The sequence below is a fragment of the Methylotuvimicrobium alcaliphilum 20Z genome (assembly GCF_000968535.2).
GTDB classification, from domain to species: Bacteria; Pseudomonadota; Gammaproteobacteria; order Methylococcales; family Methylomonadaceae; genus Methylotuvimicrobium; species Methylotuvimicrobium alcaliphilum.
The window spans coordinates 811024-831285 of sequence record NC_016112.1; the positions used below are offsets into that span (position 1 = coordinate 811024).

At 43.9% G+C, this 20262-nt stretch carries 20 protein-coding genes; 15 read left to right on the forward strand and 5 right to left on the reverse strand.

Features of this window, described 5'->3' with window-relative positions; all coding sequences use genetic code 11:
• Window positions 1–94: 94 nt before the first annotated feature.
• The 10 genes from pseF to MEALZ_RS20575 all read left to right on the forward strand — a co-directional run bounded on the left by pseF (window position 95) and on the right by MEALZ_RS20575 (window position 9843).
• A complete protein-coding gene (gene pseF, locus MEALZ_RS03540; RefSeq protein ID WP_014147231.1) occupies window positions 95–781 on the forward strand; it encodes a pseudaminic acid cytidylyltransferase in 687 nt (228 codons plus the stop codon).
• Window positions 778–1890, forward strand: coding sequence for a UDP-2,4-diacetamido-2,4,6-trideoxy-beta-L-altropyranose hydrolase (gene pseG, locus MEALZ_RS03545; protein ID WP_014147232.1), 1113 nt, complete (start codon window positions 778–780; stop codon window positions 1888–1890). The genes pseF and pseG overlap by 4 nt, the downstream gene beginning before the upstream one ends.
• Before the next feature lie 10 nt (window positions 1891–1900).
• Entirely contained in the window at window positions 1901–2317 is a 417-nt protein-coding gene (gene tagD / locus MEALZ_RS03550) for a glycerol-3-phosphate cytidylyltransferase (protein WP_014147233.1), read from the forward strand.
• Between the two features lie 28 nt (window positions 2318–2345).
• Window positions 2346–3335, forward strand: a complete 990-nt coding sequence (locus MEALZ_RS03555; protein ID WP_223842371.1) for a glycosyltransferase family 2 protein — start codon at window positions 2346–2348, stop codon at window positions 3333–3335.
• Entirely contained in the window at window positions 3335–4408 is a 1074-nt protein-coding gene (locus MEALZ_RS20570; protein ID WP_014147235.1) for a glycosyltransferase family 2 protein, read from the forward strand. Before MEALZ_RS03555 ends, MEALZ_RS20570 begins: the two co-directional genes overlap by 1 nt.
• A 221-nt stretch (window positions 4409–4629) precedes the next feature.
• The gene (locus MEALZ_RS03565; protein ID WP_014147236.1) at window positions 4630–5955 is read left to right on the forward strand and encodes a methyltransferase domain-containing protein; all 1326 of its coding nucleotides are present in this window, start codon (window positions 4630–4632) and stop codon (window positions 5953–5955) included.
• Window positions 5956–6007: 52 nt separating this feature from the next.
• Window positions 6008–6904, forward strand: coding sequence for a hypothetical protein (locus MEALZ_RS03570; protein WP_052712514.1), 897 nt, complete (start codon window positions 6008–6010; stop codon window positions 6902–6904).
• Between the two features lies 1 nt (window position 6905).
• Window positions 6906–8015 carry a DegT/DnrJ/EryC1/StrS family aminotransferase gene (locus tag MEALZ_RS03575; protein WP_014147238.1) on the forward strand — a complete coding sequence of 370 codons (1110 nt, stop codon included), beginning with the start codon at window positions 6906–6908 and terminating at the stop codon, window positions 8013–8015.
• Window positions 8012–8659, forward strand: coding sequence for an acetyltransferase (locus MEALZ_RS22545; protein ID WP_014147239.1), 648 nt, complete (start codon window positions 8012–8014; stop codon window positions 8657–8659). Before MEALZ_RS03575 ends, MEALZ_RS22545 begins: the two co-directional genes overlap by 4 nt.
• A 32-nt stretch (window positions 8660–8691) precedes the next feature.
• The gene (locus MEALZ_RS20575) at window positions 8692–9843 is read left to right on the forward strand and encodes a glycosyltransferase (RefSeq protein ID WP_014147240.1); all 1152 of its coding nucleotides are present in this window, start codon (window positions 8692–8694) and stop codon (window positions 9841–9843) included.
• On the opposite strand, the gene MEALZ_RS03590 is transcribed toward MEALZ_RS20575, so the two are convergent.
• The 4 genes from MEALZ_RS03590 to pseI are packed head-to-tail and all read right to left on the reverse strand — an operon-like array spanning window position 9829 to window position 13458.
• Window positions 9829–10485, reverse strand: a complete 657-nt coding sequence (locus MEALZ_RS03590) for an HAD family hydrolase (RefSeq protein ID WP_014147241.1) — start codon at window positions 10483–10485, stop codon at window positions 9829–9831. The genes MEALZ_RS20575 and MEALZ_RS03590 overlap by 15 nt on opposite strands.
• Window positions 10482–11414 carry an ATP-grasp domain-containing protein gene (locus MEALZ_RS03595; RefSeq protein WP_206742863.1) on the reverse strand — a complete coding sequence of 311 codons (933 nt, stop codon included), beginning with the start codon at window positions 11412–11414 and terminating at the stop codon, window positions 10482–10484. Before MEALZ_RS03595 ends, MEALZ_RS03590 begins: the two co-directional genes overlap by 4 nt.
• Before the next feature lie 8 nt (window positions 11415–11422).
• The gene (locus tag MEALZ_RS03600) at window positions 11423–12349 is read right to left on the reverse strand and encodes a LicD family protein (RefSeq protein WP_014147243.1); all 927 of its coding nucleotides are present in this window, start codon (window positions 12347–12349) and stop codon (window positions 11423–11425) included.
• A complete protein-coding gene (pseI, locus tag MEALZ_RS03605) occupies window positions 12346–13458 on the reverse strand; it encodes a pseudaminic acid synthase (RefSeq protein ID WP_223842344.1) in 1113 nt (370 codons plus the stop codon). The genes MEALZ_RS03600 and pseI overlap by 4 nt, the downstream gene beginning before the upstream one ends.
• A 168-nt stretch (window positions 13459–13626) precedes the next feature.
• Here pseI and MEALZ_RS03610 point away from each other — a divergent pair, with 168 nt between their 5' ends.
• From MEALZ_RS03610 to MEALZ_RS03630, 5 genes are all read left to right on the forward strand, one after another.
• A complete protein-coding gene (locus tag MEALZ_RS03610; protein ID WP_014147245.1) occupies window positions 13627–14478 on the forward strand; it encodes a flagellin N-terminal helical domain-containing protein in 852 nt (283 codons plus the stop codon).
• Window positions 14479–14539: 61 nt separating this feature from the next.
• Complete coding sequence (locus MEALZ_RS03615; protein ID WP_014147246.1) at window positions 14540–14971, forward strand: flagellar protein FlaG; 432 nt, start codon at window positions 14540–14542, stop codon at window positions 14969–14971.
• Window positions 14972–14992: 21 nt separating this feature from the next.
• Window positions 14993–16342: a flagellar filament capping protein FliD gene (fliD, locus tag MEALZ_RS03620; protein ID WP_014147247.1), complete on the forward strand. Its 1350-nt coding sequence runs from the start codon at window positions 14993–14995 to the stop codon at window positions 16340–16342.
• 42 nt (window positions 16343–16384) lie between these two features.
• Complete coding sequence (gene fliS, locus MEALZ_RS03625) at window positions 16385–16771, forward strand: flagellar export chaperone FliS (protein WP_046060966.1); 387 nt, start codon at window positions 16385–16387, stop codon at window positions 16769–16771.
• A 9-nt stretch (window positions 16772–16780) separates the two neighbouring features.
• Window positions 16781–17110, forward strand: a complete 330-nt coding sequence (locus MEALZ_RS03630; protein ID WP_014147249.1) for a flagellar protein FliT — start codon at window positions 16781–16783, stop codon at window positions 17108–17110.
• Between the two features lie 449 nt (window positions 17111–17559).
• Here MEALZ_RS03630 and MEALZ_RS03635 read toward each other — a convergent pair whose 3' ends face one another.
• Entirely contained in the window at window positions 17560–20055 is a 2496-nt protein-coding gene (locus tag MEALZ_RS03635) for a 6-hydroxymethylpterin diphosphokinase MptE-like protein (RefSeq protein ID WP_014147250.1), read from the reverse strand.
• Window positions 20056–20262 lie beyond the last annotated feature (207 nt).

The window sequence follows — 20262 nt, forward strand, 5'->3', positions numbered from 1 at the left end:
TTCACGGTTGCCAATACGGCACAATCGATCATCGATGTTTTGTCTCTTGGTGTTTGATGTTTAATGATTTGTTTGTTGTTGAAAGTTTAATGAAATGAAAATAGCCGTCATTCCCGCCCGAGGCGGTAGCAAGCGCATCCCGCGTAAAAATATCAAGGATTTTTGCGGTAAACCGATGCTGGCGTGGTCTATTGAAGCAGCCAAAGCGAGCGGGATGTTCGACCATATTATCGTTTCCACCGACGATACTGAAATTGCCGAGATCGCAAAGACATGGGGCGCCGAGGTGCCGTTCATGCGGCCCGCCGAATTGGCCAATGATTTCGCGGGTACCGGCGTGGTTACCAGGCACGCCGCCGAATGGGCGCTTGAACATTACGGCAATATCGAGTTTGTTTGTGCGATTTACGCGACGGCACCATTCATCAAACCCAGCGATTTGATTTCTGGATTTGAACTGATGACCAAGCACAACAAGTCAAAATGTTTCGCCGCGACTCGTTTTCCCTACCCGATTCAACGCGCGTTGCGCATTACCCAAACTAGCGGTGTGGCGATGTTTCAGCCGGAACACATGGGGACTCGCTCACAGGACCTTGAGCCGGCTTATCACGATGCAGGACAATTTTATTGGGCTACTATGCAATCCATCCTAGATGGCGTTCCTACTTTTTCGGAAGCTGCCGTTCCGTTGATTCTTCCCAGGCATCGTGTTCAAGATATAGATACCGAGGAAGACTGGCAATTCGCCGAAATGCTGTTCAAACTCTATAAGGAATGAATATCGTTTTTCGCGCCGACGCCTCAGTGCGAATCGGCATAGGGCATATCATGCGTTGCCTGACATTGGCGGACGCATTGGCTATCGAAGGGCATGACTGTACCTTTGTTACCAGAAATCACTCCGGGCATTTAGCGGATTTGATTCAACGGCGCGGTCATCGCGTCGCATTAATGGAGCCACCCGCTAAAAATGGTTCAAATGAAACCGGCGATTCCGAATATGCCGAATGGCTTGGCGCCAGTTGGCAGGCTGACGCCGAGGAAACCATCGAGCTCTTGCAAGATAGCAAAGCCGATTGGTTGATTGTCGATCATTACGCCATCGACCACCGCTGGCATAAAGTTTTGCGGCCCGCGGCCGAAAAAATCTTAGTCGTCGATGATTTGGCAAACCGTGCCTTGGATTGCGAAGTTGTGCTAAATCAAAATTACGGTTGCCGCGAAAATGATTACCGCAAACGAGTTAGGCCGGACTGCTTATTACTCTTGGGGCCGCGTTACGCGTTATTGAGGCCGGAATTTTCGCAGTTAAGGCCGCAAGCCATCGAAAAGCGTAAGACCTTTCAAGGTATACGGCGAATTTTGGTATCCATGGGCGGAACCGATGCGGATAATGCAACCTCTCTGGTGTTACAGACCTTGGCTGGGGTTGATTGGCCAAAACCGCCGGAAATTGACGTAGTACTGAACAGCCGGGCTCCGCATCTGCAGTCAGTCATCGAAAGCGCCCGGCTGCATCCTTTGGCCGTTTCGGTGGCCGTCGATGTGAATGACATGGCCGAACGGATGCTGCGAGCGGATTTGGCGTTTGGTGCCGGCGGGGTGACTACATGGGAGCGTTGTTGTTTGGGGCTTCCGTCGCTAGTTATAATGACGGCAAATAATCAGAATTTTACGATTCAAACTTTGCATGAGTTCGGTGTGATTTTTAGCCTTGGCCCTAAGAACGATTTTATTCGCGATATTTTTATGGACGACATAGAAGCATTGACAGGTTCCGATAAATGGCAAGAAATGTCCAGGCGTTCATTTGCGATGACAGATGGGGCTGGTTGCCTCGAAGTAAGTCACGCAATGATCAATATCTCAGGACAGGCTGCTAGATGAGTCAAAATTGATGAAAACCGTAATTACTTATGGGACTTTCGATTTGTTTCACGTAGGGCATGTCAACTTGTTACAAAGGGCGCGAGCTTTGGGAGATAGGTTGATAGTGGGAGTATCCACCGATGAATTTAACCTTAATGAGAAAGGTAAAACCACTATAGTGCCTTTTGAGCATCGAGTTAAAGTGCTGGAGAGTTGTCGTTACGTTGACCAGGTGATACCTGAGCACAACTGGCGGCAAAAGGAGAGCGATATTAAAAAATATGATGTTGACATCTTTGTTATTGGGGATGACTGGCAGGGCAAATTTGATGAGCTGAAGTCTTGTTGTGATGTGATTTATTTACCCAGAACCCGCAATATATCTTCCACTGCGATTAAGCAGGCAATGGCGGTTATCGAACAACTGAATAAAGAGCTAAATTGAGATGTCTGATCCCATAATTACAGCTCTAATGACTACCTATAACTGCGCTGATTATGTCGAGGAGACCATGATCAGCATTCTGGCACAGACATTTACTGATTTTGAGTTTCTCATTATTGATGATGGTTCAAGCGATGATACATGCGCACGAATCCGTCAATTTGATGATCGTAGAATCCGTCTGTATTCAGAGCCAGACAATCAGGGAGTCGGGGCGAGGTTAAACCAAGCATTGAGCCTGATTCGAACGCCTTATATCGCTAAAGTGGATGCCGACGATATCAGTCTTCCGCATCGATTTTCTCAACAGTTGCAATTTTTACAGAAACATCCGCAATTTGGTATAGCAAAAAGCTATTTTGAGTATTTTACGGACGATCCGTTAGTCGCCCAAAGTGATCGCTTTCGGCAGTTTCGTTCGGTAAAAGAAGCTGAGCATAACTGCGTAAATCAGCCGGACGATATCGCACAGCAATTACGGCGCTGGAATTGTGTGATACACACCAGTTATTTTGCCAAGACCGATGTTGTCAAACAAATAGGCTATGTCAAAAGTCGGGTTGGCGAGGATTACAGCTTATTCTATAAGGCAGCAAAAGCTGGAGTGATAATTGGTTGCGTGCCCGAGGTATTGGTAAGAATGCGTTTAAGTCAAAATTCTGTTACGACCAAACCTGATTCGGCATTTCATTTCGCTCAGGCATTAACTGCACTGAAATACGATGAGTTATCGGCACTTGCCAAGCGGCATGGGTCGCTTTGGTTGTATGGTACCGGTGGGTTGGCAAAAGGTATGGCTAAGGCATTTGCAGAGCATGGAATTGTTTTGGCTGGATTTATAGACAGACAAGCGGGAAGCCTCATACTGGAGGACGGCGAGGATTATCGAGTACTGCCATTAACGACCGATTTAGCCAGGGGCCTTGTTATTGCAGCGCAGCCGGTACGGGCAGAAATACTACAGTTTTTTCTTGATGCCGGCTGGCAGGAGTGGGCAGATTTTATGGTGATTGCGTGATGAAAATTTCAGTTATCACTGCAACTTATAATAGCGAAAAAACATTGCAGGCTTGTCTTGAGAGTGTAGTTAGCCAGACGGCTTTAGAGCACATTGAACACATCATAGTGGACGGTCGCTCAACCGATAGTACGCTGACGCTGGTTAACAACTATCCGCATGTCAGTAAGGTAATATCAGCCAAAGACAGGGGTATTTATCATGCATTCAATCGCGGTGTTGAGTTGGCAACAGGTGATGTTGTTTACTTTTTAAATTCTGACGATTGCTTCTATGATGATAAAGTTATTGAACAAGTTATATCTGAGTTTACTTCTGCGCACCAATACTATCTTGGAGCTGTGTTATGCATAAATCCGAATAACGGTAACAGTTATTTCACTATTCAACAAGACACTACTTTGGCTAACCGCCGACCCTGCCATCAGGGTTTTTTTTGCCGTTTAGAAATGTTTGAAGAATTTGGTGTGTTTAATGAATGCTTTAATATCGCGGCCGATATGTATCTAATGAAAAAAATCATGCAGCATACTAAAGGCATTGTAACAGACAGGCCGATTGCAAAATTCAGCTTACGCGGAATGAGTAGTAATGACGACAGCAAGGCTATCCTACTACGTCAGCATGGCATGATCGATGAATTGCTCGATAACAGTAATTCTCAGCACGAAATGTCGGAGAAGCTGACTATGCAAACGCAGAACCTGTTGTCGTTCAAGCAGTTGATGCTCAATATTCTTCAAGGAAGTTTAAACGTCAACTTTTTGAAGGAAAAACGTCTGGTGATTTTCGGTACACGTGAGTTATCGCAGCTGTTTTATCTTTTTCTCAGTCAACAGCGGTTGCAGGTGATAGGTTTTGTCGTCTCGTCAGCCGATAATCTACTTTCTCCTTATCAGCATGTTCCCGTACTGAGTTTACAGGAGCTTCATTTAGTGAAACCAGATGTTGTGGTGAACTGCATTGAAGGTAATCATGAAGCTGCGGTTACGACACGAATCCGAGAGGCCTGTCCTAGTGTTGACGTGCTAAGTTGGCGAGACTTTACGATCAATTGCCTAATCAGTATGTAGCGATCAATGAATATTAGTGGCTCTTCCGGATTTCCCGTGGTAATTTGAAAAATTAGCGGCAAAGCAAATTCTTAATGAATAAATTACATTTAATATCGGTTGCTTAAAGAAAATCTTCTTTTCTTATTCGGTGTCGATCCGCTATTACCACGGCAAGTATGGAAGAGCCATATTAGTCGCACATACTAAATAACCATAATATACCTAAAAATGGAGTAGTTTTGTTAATAACAGATAATGATGTGAGTTATGTATCTTCTTCGTGTATAGATCCTATAGGGCGAGTATTTTTTTATAAGGAACGTCTCTTTAGAACTATTTGTTGTCCATCATCTGCCGCACTATACCAAAAGTTTATACTAGAGGATGTTTTTCAAGATGCAAAATCTATTGGCTTAGTAAACACATGGATACCAGAAGATATTGAATTTAATAACGCAAATATTTTGTTAGAACATGAGGTATTAAACTTTGCGTCTCATGCAGCAGAATTAACAGCTGAGTCATTATGGAAAGCGGCAAATATGATCGTCAATCTAAATAATTTATTGCTTTCGTTTTTTTTGCAACTCAAGGACTGTCATCCATGGAATGTAATGATGAAGTATGGTCAGCCAATTTATATAGACTTCGGGTCAATAGTGGCTTATAAGGAGTTTAATTTATTGTGGTATGAGGAGTTTAAAAAGTTTTATTTGATACCACTATGGCTATATAAAAACTATGGTGAAAAGGCTTCTAATGAATACAGAAAAGAGCATTGTACGGGGTTTGGTCATTATTTTATGACGAAAGTTTTTCCAACAGATCAGTTTGACTTTCCTAGGTTCACCGGAAAGGTATCAGATAGAGTGACAATATCTGCCTTTTTTGAAGACGTAAAAAATTGGCTAATCTTAAATCAGCCTGTGGCTAATAAGAAAAAATGGGCAGGTTATATTCAATCCGGGGATGATCAAAATCCCTTAAAGCCTATCTCAATAAAACATAAATTTGTGTTTGATGAAATTTCGAGAATTCGGCCTAAGAAGGTTTTGGATATGGCTTCAAATAAGGGTTTTTATTCGGAAGTTGCTGCACGTTTAGGAGCGAAGGTAATTAGCTTTGATAATGAAGAGTTTAACGTAAATAAATGTAACCAGGTTGCTGAACAGCACCACTTGAATATTACAGCAGTTTTGCTCGATTTCCTACATCCTACTCCGCCCTCAGGAATAGGACTGAGTTTTCCATCTGCTTATGATAGATTTCAGGCTGATATGCTTTTGGTGCTTGGCTTTATACATCATATTTGTATTGGAATGGGTGTTTCATTAACACTTTTTAGTAAAATATTGCTTAGCTATAAACCAAACAATATCATCATTGAGTTTGTTTATGCTGATGATGTTCATGTTACAAATTGGAAAAAGTCTATACCTTTAGATTACTCCCGAAGCGCATTAAACAATTTGATGGATAATGAAGGATTTTTAATTAGCTCTGAGGTCTGTGTTGAGTATAAAGGAGTTCATAGAGATATAGTTTTATTTTCTAAAGTTATCTAGCACATCAAAATTTTGACGGGAGATTTTAGTGGTGAATAATGAGACGCGTATCATGCTTGAAGAGGAAATAAGTTTACGGTTGCATAACCTTAATCGTAAATTTGAAATAGAAAACGCGATTCATAAAGTTCTGCTAGGTAAGTTGCTGGCTAAGCTTAATCAGGGATCTCTAACGTCATTGCACGAAGCCGAGTTTAGAGTGTTTTCGCAGTTTGGTGATGATGGCATTATTCAATATCTGATTAGTCAATTGCTGATCGAAGATTGCCGTTTTATTGAGTTTGGTGTTGAAAATTACAATGAATCCAATACTCGATTTTTGTTGGAAAACAATAACTGGCAGGGTTTAGTAATCGATGGTTCCGATGAAAACGTGCAATATATCAAAAGTACCCAAAATTACTGGCGCCATGATTTAACAGCTTTGTGTGGTTTTGTGACGAAACAAAATATTAATCAAACAATTTCCGAAGCGGGGTTTAGTGGAAATATTGGTCTGCTGCATATTGATATAGATGGCAACGACTATTGGATTTGGAAAGCAATCACTGTGGTGCGGCCTACTATTATCATCATGGAGTATAACAGTCTTTTTGGTATCGAACGCAGTATTACTATTCCATACAAACCGGATTTTTCGCGTTTTGCTGAGCATTACAGTGGATTGTATGCAGGCTGCTCGTTGCTTGCATTATGTGAACTTGCCGTAGAGAAAGGTTATGAGTTCGTAGGTTGTAACAGTGCTGGTAACAATGCTTATTTTGTCCGGAAAGATCAGTTGGGGTCATTAAAGGCACTTAGTTGCAAAGAAGGCTATGTATTAGCCAAATTTCGTGAACACCGTGATGAAAAAGGTTTACTAACGTTTACCTCTGGTCTTGAGGCGGTTGAATGCTTGCGTGGTATGCCAGTTTTTAATACGCGGTCACAGCAGATAGAGGCCTTTTAACGTGAAGTCTTTTATCCCCGTATACCAGCCTGACCTGTCAGGAAATGAAAAGGCATATGTCAACGAATGCATCGATACTACATGGATTTCGTCTAAGGGGCGCTTTGTTACGGAATTCGAGCAGCAGTTTGCAAAATCGACTGATGTATCATTCGCTGTTTCGGTATCAAATGGCACGGTAGCATTACACTTAGCCTTGTTAGCGTTGGGAGTTGGACCAGGCGATGAGGTTATTGTGCCCTCGTTTACCTATGTCGCCTCAATTAATGCCATTCATTATGTCGGTGCTATGCCTGTATTTGTGGACATTGAAGCAGAAAGCTGGCAAATGGACTGTAAGCAGGTCGAGCGTTGCATAACAACAAAAACAAAAGCAATAATGGCTGTACATCTATATGGACATCCTTGTGATATGGTGATTCTGCAGCAGTTAGCGCGGCAACATAAATTATATCTGCTTGAAGACTGTGCCGAAGCCTTTGGCACCAAATTATATGGAATGCATGTCGGAAATTTCTCTGATGTGGCAACCTACAGCTTTTTTGGCAACAAAACTATTACCACAGGTGAGGGTGGTATGGTAGTGACACAGAATGTAGAGCTAGATAGCGAAGTTCGACATTTAAAGGGGCAAGGGCTGAAGGCTGGGCGAGAATACTGGCATGATATTGTTGGCTATAACTATCGCATGACAAATATTTGTGCAGCAATTGGGCTAGCCCAATTGGAGAGAGCTGAAGGTTTTCTTAAATGCAAACAGAATATTGCGCAATATTATTTGCGGCAGTTGGCCGATTTACCGTTAACTATGCAAGTTATACAGCAGGGCGCCTGGCACAGTTGGTGGATGTTCTCAATATTAACGGATACTACCGTGCAGCGTGATGCGTTAAGGAAGCATTTACTGGATGCGGGGATTGAAACCCGTCCGTTGTTTAATCCAGTACATTTGATGCCTATGTATAACCAGGAGCAAATATTGCCGATATCGGAAAATATTGCTAGTCGTGGGGTGAATCTGCCTAGTTGGCCGGGCTTGACTATTGAGCAGTTACAGCGAATTGTTGCGGAGGTAAGAGTCTTTTTTAAGCGTGAATATAGTAAGTTATGACTCATGAAGCCGAAACATTATATATTTTTGGTGCGGGGAGCTTTACTCGTTGCGTGATGCATCTGGTCTCGCAAGTAGCGAGAGCCCGGCATTTGGATTACTGGATTGTTGATAGGCAGATAGCGCAGAATAATTTCATTCAAGATCGATTAATCTCTGAGTCCACTTTTTATGGAAGCGCTAAAAAACCATTTTATTTTAATATTCCTATTGCCGATGTGGAAATCAGAGAAAAAATTGCTCTGAATTGTTTAGCGTTGGGCGGCATGCCGTTAAGCTTGATTGATGATGACTATATCAGTTACAGCGATGTTATTGTTAGAGACGGCGCTATAATCTGCGCAAGAACAATGATAACCACAGCTGTTTCAATAGGGCGTTTCTTCCACGGTAATATTTATTCATACATAGAGCATGATTGCACAATAGGTGATTTTGTGACTTTTTCGCCTAGGGTTAGTTGTAATGGTTATGTGAATATTGCCAATAAAGTATTTATCGGTGCGGGCGCGATTATCCGTAATGGTAGTGCTGATAAACCACTGCTGATAGGTGAAGCGGCGGTAATTGGTATGGGTGCGGTAGTTACGAAAGATGTGCCAGCTTTTGCTACCGTTCTGGGGAATCCTGCCAGAATAGTGTGATGATTAATAAAATGAATGAAGGGAGTTGATGCGTGATTAAGGTTGCATTGATGCCTCAGTTTTTTGGCTGGGCAGGTGGGCTGGAGTTTCTTAGAAATATCAGTATAGGCCTTCATTCGGTGGCTGACAAGTATGATTTAAGACTGGTTATAGCGTTAAATCATGATTTTCTAAATTCGCCATTATATGAAATATTTACTGATTACTTTCAGCAGATAACGTTTTCGAGGGATATCATCTATTATGATGCTGTAACCACAGATTTGGCGGTACGATTGCAAGAGAATAGTGTTAGTGTTGTTGTGGCAGTGAATGGTGATTTGGGCGCGACGTTTCCCGTGCCATGGATATCTTATATTCCGGATTTTCAACACAAATATTTTCACCACTTATTTACCGAGCACGAATGTTTCTCGCGTGAGACTGCGTTTGCCGCAAGGCTGAGAGATTGTAAAGCTATGTTAGTCAATGCGCAGGCAGTAAAACAGGATCTACAGATTTTTTACCCGTGGATAAATTCAAAACGCATTTTTGTGCTGCCATTTCTGCCTATTTTACAACCGAGCTGGCTTGATATTGAGCCAACAAACGCGCAGCGGAAATACCAACTGCCAAAGCGTTACTTTATTGTTTGTAATCAGTTCTGGGTGCATAAGGATCATTCTACAGCATTCAGAGCTTTAGCGGCTTTAAAGGATACTAATGTTCATCTCTTGTGTACCGGTACCTTGGAGGATTACCGTAATTCGCTTTATCAGCAGGAGCTTAAAACTTTATTGGACGAGTTAAAGATTACTGAGCGGGTACACTTTTTAGGTCATATTCCTAAGCTTGATCAAATTAGTCTACTAAAAGGTGCGCAGGCCCTTGTCCAGCCGACTTTATTTGAAGGGGGAGCTGGTGGAGGGGCTACCTATGATGCTGTTGCTGTTGGTGTTCCGGTATTGCTATCGGATATCGCAGTAAATAAGGAGATATCTATTCCCCATGTGCAGTTCTTTGTCGCTGGTGATGCTAGGCATTTAGCCGTGTTGATGGAGCAGTTATTGCGATGCCCATGTTCTCGGCTTGCTAGATCCGAGTTGTTACAACAAATGCATGAAAATCAGCAAAGATTGGGGGGCGCTCTATATAAATCAATTAAGTATACGCTTGATGTTTATGCCCAGTTAAATGAAGGCTAATTCTGCGAGGTTTGTTAGTGATAGTATGCGCCATTTTGCATCGGCTGAAGTAGGAACTTTTGCATCTTTATGACAGCCTGCCATTATCCTTATTGTGATCATCCCTAGCTTGTTCAAATTAACAAAGTCTTTATTCGGATTATCCCCTACATATACCATATCCTGCCATTCGCATTTCTCAGCTTTTCTAATTAACTCGAAACAATAAGTCGAAGGCTTCGCATGCTTAATACCGAAGCGATGGGTAATAAATATCCTTTTAAAGTAATGGGCGATGCCAAGCGCCTCAACTTTATTTTGCTGCACAATTTTATTGCCGTCGGTAACTAAATATAGCGGCTTAGGGAGCTGCTGTAATAACTGATGATGTTCTTGCGGCATGCTGATGTTTGGTTTATGCAGCCGGTAGCAGCTGATGCATTTTTTGATATTTGTCTGAGTGGCTAGTCGGTGTTGTGCAAGCCAGTCGTTAAAAATTCGTCCCCGGCCTTGGTTGTCCAATAATTGGATAAGTGTATTGTAGCTTTCGGCAGCATTCAGTTGCCACTGGCTCTTTGCCATCTTGGCTACGGCATGCATGCCGCTTTCCACAAACTGGCGCTCGTCGTAAAGTGTGTCGTCTAAATCAAATATATAGATCACAAATAAATATCCTGGGCATAACGTATCTGCGTTAACGGCCGAGCTAGCGGATTGAACGGGATAGCGCTGATGTTCCTCCCTAATGTTTCCGTTAGGCTCCAGTATAGGCTGTCCAGACCCGCTTTGATTCCTAGTGTGGAGGCTCCACCGAAGCGGCCGTTGCATTCAATGACCCAAAGTTTATTATCGGTATCGATCATCGCCTGTAGCACTACCGGGCCGGTCAGTTGCATTCCTTCTAGCAATTGCCTTATCAAGGCGTCATATTGAGAAAGAATTGCCGTAGTGCTGATTTGCGATTCGCCGTGTTGCACTTTTTCACGGTAGCGGTATATGTGCCCTTTGAGTTTGGCGTTTTTATCCAGCCATGCATCAATACTGACTTCTTTTCCTCTAATCAGAGGTTGAAAGATTGGTGACTGAAGTGTTGCGGCGTGCTTGAGAGCTGATGATTTGTCGAGACCAAGCCCTATGGCTTTACTACCCGCACCATAACGTTCTTTAACAACGAAGTAATCGGCGTAAATGTCGCTAATATTTTCACTGGTAGCGATAATCGGTAAAGCTTTTTCTTTTCCAAAACGAGCAAAGGCTAATTTATCCAAACACAGTTCAATGCCGGCAATTGGGGCTACCAGAATGTGAATATTTTTCTGGTGAAATGCATTTTTATGTCTTGCCCAAAAAAGCAATTCCGCATCGCGGCTTGGTAACACAAAGTCAATATTGCGATCCAAGCAACCGTTGATAATTTTCTCAACGTTGTCATCCGACGTGCTTGGCATTTGCCAAAATTCATCGGCTAGAAATTTACTAACTACGTTAGAGTCCCTATCTGCGGCCAGGATTGACCCGTTTGGATCGAGTTTCAACAGTGCGGACTTTGCGGCGCTAAGCAAAGGAATCTTGGCACTAGCGCTGCTGATCATCAACCGCATTAGTTTGTCGTGGCCAAAATGCGCTTGCGGACGATGGCTGGCGCTCTGTCGGCGATTTCTACACGACGATTGTGATATTCGGTTATGCGGGTGTTTTGTTTAGGTTCGCGCCAGTTGCCATACATAAAAGTCAAAAACTCGTCGGCATGATTTGGGATGTAAAAATGTTGTCCGAGGAAGCTAGTTTTGGCGAATTGCTCAAAATGAATGGCGGGCGCAAAAAACAAACCTGCGGACGACACCAATTCTGAGTTTCCTTCTGATAGCCTGCGCATTTGAATGCTAAGGTCAAACGGTATCAGTGTTATACCTGTTTTCGGACTAAATTCGATGTTAATACAGCAATCTTCGCCCGATACATTGATCATTACGATTTTCCATTCCACTTGGTCTTGTAATGGCGCGAACGGGGCAAAATCTGTCATTAAATTTGTGACCGAAGCAAAATTCTTGCAATCGACGGCAAAGTCGATGTCGTCATCCCAGCTGATCAGCGCATTGTCCCGCATTACGCCTAAGAGCGTTCCCGAGTCGAGACAGGCTTGAATGTCGTTCTGTTGTAGATAGTCGTTTAACGAACGCATTAATTGATGAGCGAGGTTCAGAGTCGGGGAGTGTTGAAAAGGGAGTGCCGCCTTGACCTCGTTTTTACTGGGGATTTGGATTTTATTTTCGTCTATTTCGATTTCCGCAATTAATTGTTGTTTAATGCTGTCGACCCATTGGCTGGTAATGATGATCGATTGAAAGTCCAGTTTTGGTAGTTCTTTCGGTGAAATGATTGGAATTCCAAGTAAAGATGCGCCATGGCGTTCTACGTCGTTGTCTGCAATGGCAATGATGTTTAGCGCGGGATTGTTTTGGATAAAAAACTCGCCCGCCTTGCCGGCGCCAAACAACACAAATTGATTATTCGTTGTTGTCATATCAAGTCCCAGGTTAGTGGTGTTCCTTTATCGCATGCTCGCTTTATTTTTCGACCCAGGAAGTGAGAAAGGTATTTGGGGGCTAATCCCAAGCCCGGTCTAATCGATCTTAAGTTCTCCGGCGTAAATACATCTCCTTCGTGCATATCTTTCGCGACATACAATGATCTTCGGTGTATCCGTGAGCCGAGTTCTTTTGGAGTGCAGCCGTAATGTACCTTGCCTAGCGCGTTCCAAGCACGTTGTGTTTCGTTCACCAGTATTTCAAATTCTTTGGGTTCGAGCGAAAATGCGGCGTCGATACCACCTTTGGATCTATCCAATACGAAATGTTTTTCAATTATTGTGGCGCCTAGTGCAACGGCCGCGACGGGTACTCCAACGCCCAGCGTATGATCGGAAAGCCCAACTTGGCAGTCGAATAAGTCGGCCAAATGCGGGATGGTGCGTAAATTCGCATCAATAGGTTGGGCGGGATAGTTACTGGTGCATTTGAGCAGGATGAGGTTATTACATCCATTATTTCTCAATATTCCGATGGCTTCGGCGAGTTCCGGCAGGCTTGCCATGCCGGTGGACATGATGACGGGCTTTCCGGTCGAAGCGACTTTTTTTAATAAGGCATGGTCTATATTTTCAAATGAGGCGATTTTATAGCAAGGAACATCCAGCGATTCCAAAAACTCTACTGCCGATTCGTCGAATGGTGTGCTAAAAGCGACGAGGCCCAGTTTTTTCGCATGCTCGAATAGCGGTTGATGCCATTCCCAAGGCGTCATCGCTCGTTGGTATAGTTCGTATAACGATTTGCCGTGCCATAAGCTGTCTTTATCATCGATAAAGAATTCGCCGGTATGCAAATCCAATGTCATCGTGTCGGCGGTATAGGTTTGTAGTTTTATCGCGTCTACGCCGGCTTTCGCTGCAGCCTCAATCATCGCTAATGCCGTGTCAAGTGATTGATTATGGTTGCCTGATAGTTCGGCGATGATAAAAGGGGGGCGATTGGGGCCGATAAGGCGGTCGGCAATAGCTGTTTCTTGCATGGCGGGATTAAACCGGTTCTCTAAGGATTTAATTTGGCTTTCAGATTCTATCAAGCTTTTCATGATGAGGCCGATAAAATTTCTTGAATCGGCAAACGGCTTGATGATGAAAATTGTGAGTCAGGTCCGGTAATTGACGAAAATGAATTAAAGGCATCGCCGCTCTTGCCGATAACACAAGCGAGACAAAACTTAATATAACGATTCAATATCCGCTAGGAGGGTAAGATCATGTCAATGGTAATCAATACAAACGTTGCATCAATTAATAGCCAACGCCAATTGAATGCAACAAACAATGTCTTGAAGACATCGATGGAGCGTTTGTCTTCGGGTTTACGGGTAAACTCGGCAAAAGATGACGCGGCAGGCCTTGCAATCGGTAATGCGATGAACTCTCAAATTAGAGGCATGACGGTTGCAGTTAGAAACGCCAATGACGGTATTTCTATGGCGCAAACCGCGGAAGCTGGAATGGGGGTTATAACAGACACATTGCAACGGATGCGCGATCTTGCGGTACAAGCAGCCAATGACGGCGCGGTGACGGGAAACGATAGAGAAAAACTGAATGCCGAATATCAACAACTGAGCGCCGAATTAGTTCGTATCGTTGAAAATACCGAGTTTAACGGTAAAAAAATTCTTGACGGAGATTTGTCGGGAGGTGTCAACTTCCAAGTTGGCGCAAATACTGCCGCTAATAATCAAATATCGGTTACGGTGGCGGGCTTGAAGGGGGCTGCATTGGCAAGCGTTACCGGAACTGGTGGAGGGGCTGCAATTACGGGAACCACTGCATCAAATGCTTTGGCCGCAATTACTGCGATAGACAATGCCATTAAAACGATCGACACTTCTCGTGCCGAGCTTGGCGCTATCCAAAACCGTTTTACCACTACAATTGCCAACCTCCAATCGTCGATTGAAAACCAATCGGCTGCGCGGTCTAGAATCATGGATGCCGATTTTGCCGCAGAAACTGCCGCCTTGAGTCGAAATCAAATTTTACAACAAGCGGGTGTGGCAATGCTGGCGCAAGCCAACCAAGCCCCTCAAACGGTGCTCAGCCTGTTGAGATAAGGTGGTAAGATAACGGGTGTCCCCATATGGGGCACCCTAAAAAGGCGAGTAGAGGTGAGTTATGAGTAATGATATTTCAAATGTCACCAGACTAAGCTTCACATCTTCCCAGAAAATAGACAGCACCGTTTCTAGGATCAAGGATTTCAAAGATAATACTGTCGAGCAAGCCCAAGGCAATGCGGCTAGTGTTTCGGCGGCAGGGCCTGAGAAGGATCATAAAGCAGGCGATAAAAAATCGGAAAATTTGATTTCTTTTGAAGACGCGAAAATATTGGCTGAAGAGGGTAATAAGGTTTTGGCCGAGGCGCAACGTAATTTGCAGTTTAAAGTAGATGACGAAACCAGTCGAGTTGTGGTGAGTGTGGTCGATCGTAAAAGTGGCGAAGTTTTGAGGCAAATTCCGAGTGATGAGATTTTGGCTTTAGCCAAGCGCTTGAAGGATTTGGATGGCAAGCAAGGGCATGGAGTGTTTTTTATGGAGCGTGCGTAATTTATCCAAGAGGAGAAAGTCATGGCCATTACATCGGCATTGGGTCTAGGTAGCGGTATCGATATCAACGGTTTGGTCAGTCAATTGGTTAGGGCCGAAGGTCAGCCGGCTTTGAATGCGATCAACCGCCAAGAAACTTCGGTGAAATCTAGGTTAAGCGCTCTTGGCACTTTGAAGAGCGCTTTGTCTGGTTTTCAAGCCGCGGCGAATAAGTTAAAAGACGGTGGCTTGTTTAGTAAGCATCAAGCAGCGACGGCTAATGACAATATCGCTACGGCTCAAGCAAGCAGCCTAGCGGTTGCCGGAAGTTATTCGTTGAAGGTGACGCAGCTTGCGACCTCGCATAAATTGATCACGGGAGGGGTGGGCTATTCCGGGTATGATGCCGAGATTGGCGTTGGCGAGTTGACTCTTTCCGTTGGTGGTGCTGCGTTTTCGGTGAATATTGATGACACCAATAATACCCTTGGCGGGATTCGTGACACGATCAATAGAGCGCAAGACAATACTGGAGTGACGGCGAGTATCATCAGCGTCGATGAGGGTTATAAACTAGTCTTGACCGCTAAGGACACCGGTAGCGCTAATGCTATTTCAATGTCGTCGACAGATTCAGGTTTAGCTGATTTGGCTGATAACATGCAACAACAAAGACCGGCGCTCGATGCGATAATCGAGGTGGACGGGCAAGTCGCGACGCGAGGCCAAAACTCGATATCGGATGTCATTCAAGGCGTGACATTGGATTTAAAGACCGCCGATCCCGATACCGTCTTTGACTTGGATGTTTCCGTCGATTCGAAGGCCATTACCGAAGCCGCCAATGACTTTGTCAAGGCTTACAATAGTTTGATGAGTTCGGTAAAAAATTTGGGGAAATTCGATGCTGAAACTCAAGCGGCTGGCGCGCTGATTGGAGATTCGACGCTCAGAATGGTTCAAAGTCAAATCAGAAGCGAAATTTCCCGTCCGGTCGATTCGGCGAATGGCGATCTTAATTCTTTGGCATTGATAGGAATAACGATCGACCGTAATGGAGTCATGTCGCTGGATAATTCAAAATTTAGCGAGATATTGGACGGTAATCTTGGCGCGATCAGTGATGTATTTTCATCCGATCAGGGTATTGCGAATCGTTTGAGCGAGCGGTTAGACCAATATTTGAAAACAGGCGGCGTATTGGATTCTAGAACGAAGTCTTTGAGTCAACAGTTGAAAGGATTCGAGACACGCCGCGAAAATGTGCAGGTTCGCTTGGATAACTTGGAAAGCGCTTTGTTGAAGCAATTTATTGCGATGGATACCGCGGTTGGACAGTTTCAAGCTACCGGTTCCTTTGTCGCTCAACAATTGGCGCTATTGAATAGTTAATACGAAATGAATACTATGAAAGAGGCGAATATGAGACCGAGTATGTATAGGAACAATGTAAATAAATATGCCGCGGTGCAAAATGAAGCGGCTTTAGAGGATGCTTCACCTCATAAACTGATTCAGATGTTAATGAGCGGTTTTTTAATGCGCGTTAATGCCGCGAAAGGTGCGATCGATCGAGGCGATTTCGAAGGTAAAAGCGAGCAAATTTCGAAAGCCATTGCAATAGTCGGCGGGTTGACTGATGGGCTGAATGCCGAAGAAGGCGGTGAAATAGCAGAAAATCTGAGCAATCTTTATAGCTATATTAATAATCGCTTATTTCAAGCGAGCTCCGAAAACGATATCGCTATTTTGGACGAGGTTGCCGGTTTAATGCGGGAGCTTAAAGAAGCTTGGGACGCGATTCCGGAAAGATATCTGTAAGTGAACTCTATGGATTCGGTTAATGATTTGATCAAAGAATTGACGGCTTTTTCGGATTTGATCGGTCAGGCAATCGATGATGAAAAATGGGAGTATCTCAACGATTTGCTAGCGCGGCGTCAAGATTGTTTAGAGCGGCTGTTTAGCCGCTCGGACGGCGGGGAAGATAAGAATGAATTGAGCTCATTGTTACGAAAGGTTCAGCGGGAAGATGAGCACTATATGGCGAAAGTTCAAGCTCGGAAATTGGCGTTGCAAAAAGAAGCCGGAGCGCTCAATCAGGGGAGAAAGAGCATTAAGGCTTATCAGGTTATTAGTGATGATTTCGCTAGGGAATGACGGGGCAGCCTTTCATGGGCTAGCCTATTTCCGCAGAAAGTAAATTCCACTCCCTTTTGATCGAAAAATCTGACCTGCTGCCGACATCCTCGCTAGCCTTTTTGGTGAGCGAAATCTCTATACAAACGTATAATTAAGTTATTGAATTAGGAATATGCATAAAATAACTTATACAAGTAGTAGGCTTTGCGGCGGTTCGGTGGCTCGCTTGACAGGGCGCCGTGAATACGTCCATGTAAGCTTGACGGCGGCTATCCCTGCCGCCGACACCTGTCAATCGAGCCACCAAACCCTCTTCCAACAGTTGTCTAAGTTATTTTATTGCTCGCTCCTTAACTTCTTATTCTTCATGATCCTCATGGTGAAATGCTTTTTCTAGGTTGATGGCAACCGCCCCCGCCTTCTGTAAATGATAAAAATAGAGGCATTTTGCCAAACCCCAAGTGCAATTAAGACTGTTTTTGTTCGGCAATGATTTTTTTTAGTGTCAATGCGGCAGGCAGATCGGGTTTTTGCTCCAAAATATGATCAATCATCATTTCCGCCGCATCGGGAATGCGGTTTTCTAAATACAAATTAGCCAGTTTCAGTTTGACTGACGTGTCGTTTGGAAATTGTGCGATATAGGCATTGTAGCTGTCTATGGCGATCATTAATTGCCCCAATATTCTTGCCGATTCTGCGTAAAACGGTAGATATAAAGGAGAAAGTTGGCTGAGACATTCCAGTGCCAAGAAGGCGTTTTCATTGTTTTGTTGGTTGATGCTGATTAATGCGATTCTGAGTAAAGCTTCTTCTAACAATGGCGAGTTTTCATAATTCAATATTTCGTCGTAAAAACCGAGCGCTATGTCGTAATTTTCTTCGATTTCGGCAATGAAGGCCGAAATTAGCTTTAAATAAGAGGCCTTGTTAGGTTCCTTGTCGTCGATTGTCAGTGCGTTGAGTAAGTCATGTAACTCCTCGTTTTTCTTGTGCTTGAGCAGTAATAAGGCTCTTGCTTTGACGTCAGGCAAGCGAGATACGGTTCTATTTTGCGCATAACGCTTCGATGCGTCATTTTTTATGAAAGCATCAAATTTTTCCGAAAATGATTCGAATTCGGTAGCGATTGGTTCGGGAAGATGAGTATTCGGATGGTTTTTAAGCCATATGCGAGCTCGGTTAAAGCATTGATCTTTATTCCATTGCGTAAAAAGCATGGTGAAGTTCGGATTGTTTTTCTGCTCTTCTTGTCTCGTTTGAGTTCGCTGCAAGGTGTCTTCGATAAGCTCAATTAAGTGCTTGGCTCCAGTTAAATAGGATTGGTAGTAAACTAGACCAACGTCCTTTGCTTTTTCCGCGTTCCAATCGCTCTTGTGCGGCGCGGTTATTTTAAGAAAATTTCGGAGGCCGAAGCGTTTGACCAAGTTGCCGTGAACTTTGTAGCGCCTATTGAGCTGCTTTTCGATAATGTCCAGATTTCGCTTATCGCGATAGTTTTCAATCAAGCCCTCTTTGTTATACATCCTATTATTGATTTCGATAGCTTTGTTAGCGAGTTTTTTGATATTGCTAATTTGATGAAGGGCCTTTTTTAGCTCGGTGGTCAAGGCTTCAAAATCTTCCTTGAGGTCGGTGTCGCTAACCTTTGGGATATGTTTTGCGACAATGTCAATTGGCGCGATTTCAATTTCGGTTAATTCAATTTTCTCCGGCGGAATATGTTCGATAGTTCTTGCTTTTGCCGCTGTGGGGGCGAGGTTGATGATTTTTCGTTGATCGGCCGTAATGATTTCAGCCTGTTGCGATAGAACCTCGAGCGCGGTATAAAAGTCTTGACCTGTAGGTCTTTTTTCTCCGTTATAAGTTTCTACTTGCAAGGATGTTAATTTATATTTCGGGCCGGCTAATTGTTCGTTGCTGCCCTTGGCGTGGGTGATGCCTTCTTTTGTGTAACAGAGATCGAATCCTGCCAGTAAAATGCGCTCGAATCCAAAAAAATAAGCGGTATTTAAAGCGGTATTGGTTACTGTGGGGCCGATGCTGTCTAAGTTTTCGGGATTGATGATCGATTTCCACGGTAGACGCTCTCCCAAGTAGAGGCTAGTGTAAGGCCATTGGTTGAGTAATCTTGGATGCACATGATAGGCATGGATAAAAATTGTGTCGGATCCGAATTGAAACATTTCCTTGCTGTAATCAGTGCTAATGGCTTGTGGGTCGACAGAAAATACGAAGTCTGGGTTGATTCCGTTAGCAACTAATTGTCGGGAAATGCGAGAAACCGAAAAAACGGTGAGTTTGCTTCTGTTTTGTTTTACCCAGGGAAGGATATTGGATAAAGACGGCCCTCCCGCAAGAATGATGACGGTTTGGTTTTTGAAGGCATTTTTGAGTAAGCCGGCGGGTAATAGATTATCGGTTGCATTTTCCAGTTGTCTAATGATGAAGCTTTCATTGCCGATTGCCGCATTATGTTGCCAGTGCAGGGTATGCAGGGTTTCTTTAATAGTCCAGCTGAGCTCGGCGTATTCATTTCGTGCGAATTGCTGTGCGCAAATCGAATTAAACGATTTGACTGCGCCGATATAAAGGTATTGGTCTATCTTGAAGTCGCTTGCTTTTTCTAGCCATTCGTCGGCGGTTAGGCAGGCGATTTCAGTCGGGAAATCGCCCAATAAATGGTGTTGATTGAGCGTGTCGAGAATGTCTTGAGTCTCGATGAATATGTATCGAGAGCCGCTTGGAATGCCCTGCTCGGTTATATACTTTGGCAATAATCCCGAATCCGTGCCGATAATGATGTTAAGCGTGTCTTCTTGCAGCAATGACTTGCTGAAAGTCGTTTCGAAAACGACATTGGCGCTGATTTTGTCAAATGTCCCTCGGTTGATCGCATATAAATAGGTATCGCCAAATTTGTTTGTAGATAATATGTTTTCGGTTAGGGTCATTGCTGTCATTTCAATTTACGCTGTGTTGTTTTATTGCTGTGAAAGGTCGTAGATTTGGACTCTTTATCTAATTTTTCGATATACGAAGCTCGGCAGAGAAAATGTCGGCTCCGAAGAGGGTACGGTTGCCCGACCGACAGGCGTCGGCGGCAAGGGCAGCCGCCGTCGAGCCTACACGAACGTATTCACGGCGTTCTGTCGGGTGAGTGACCGCAC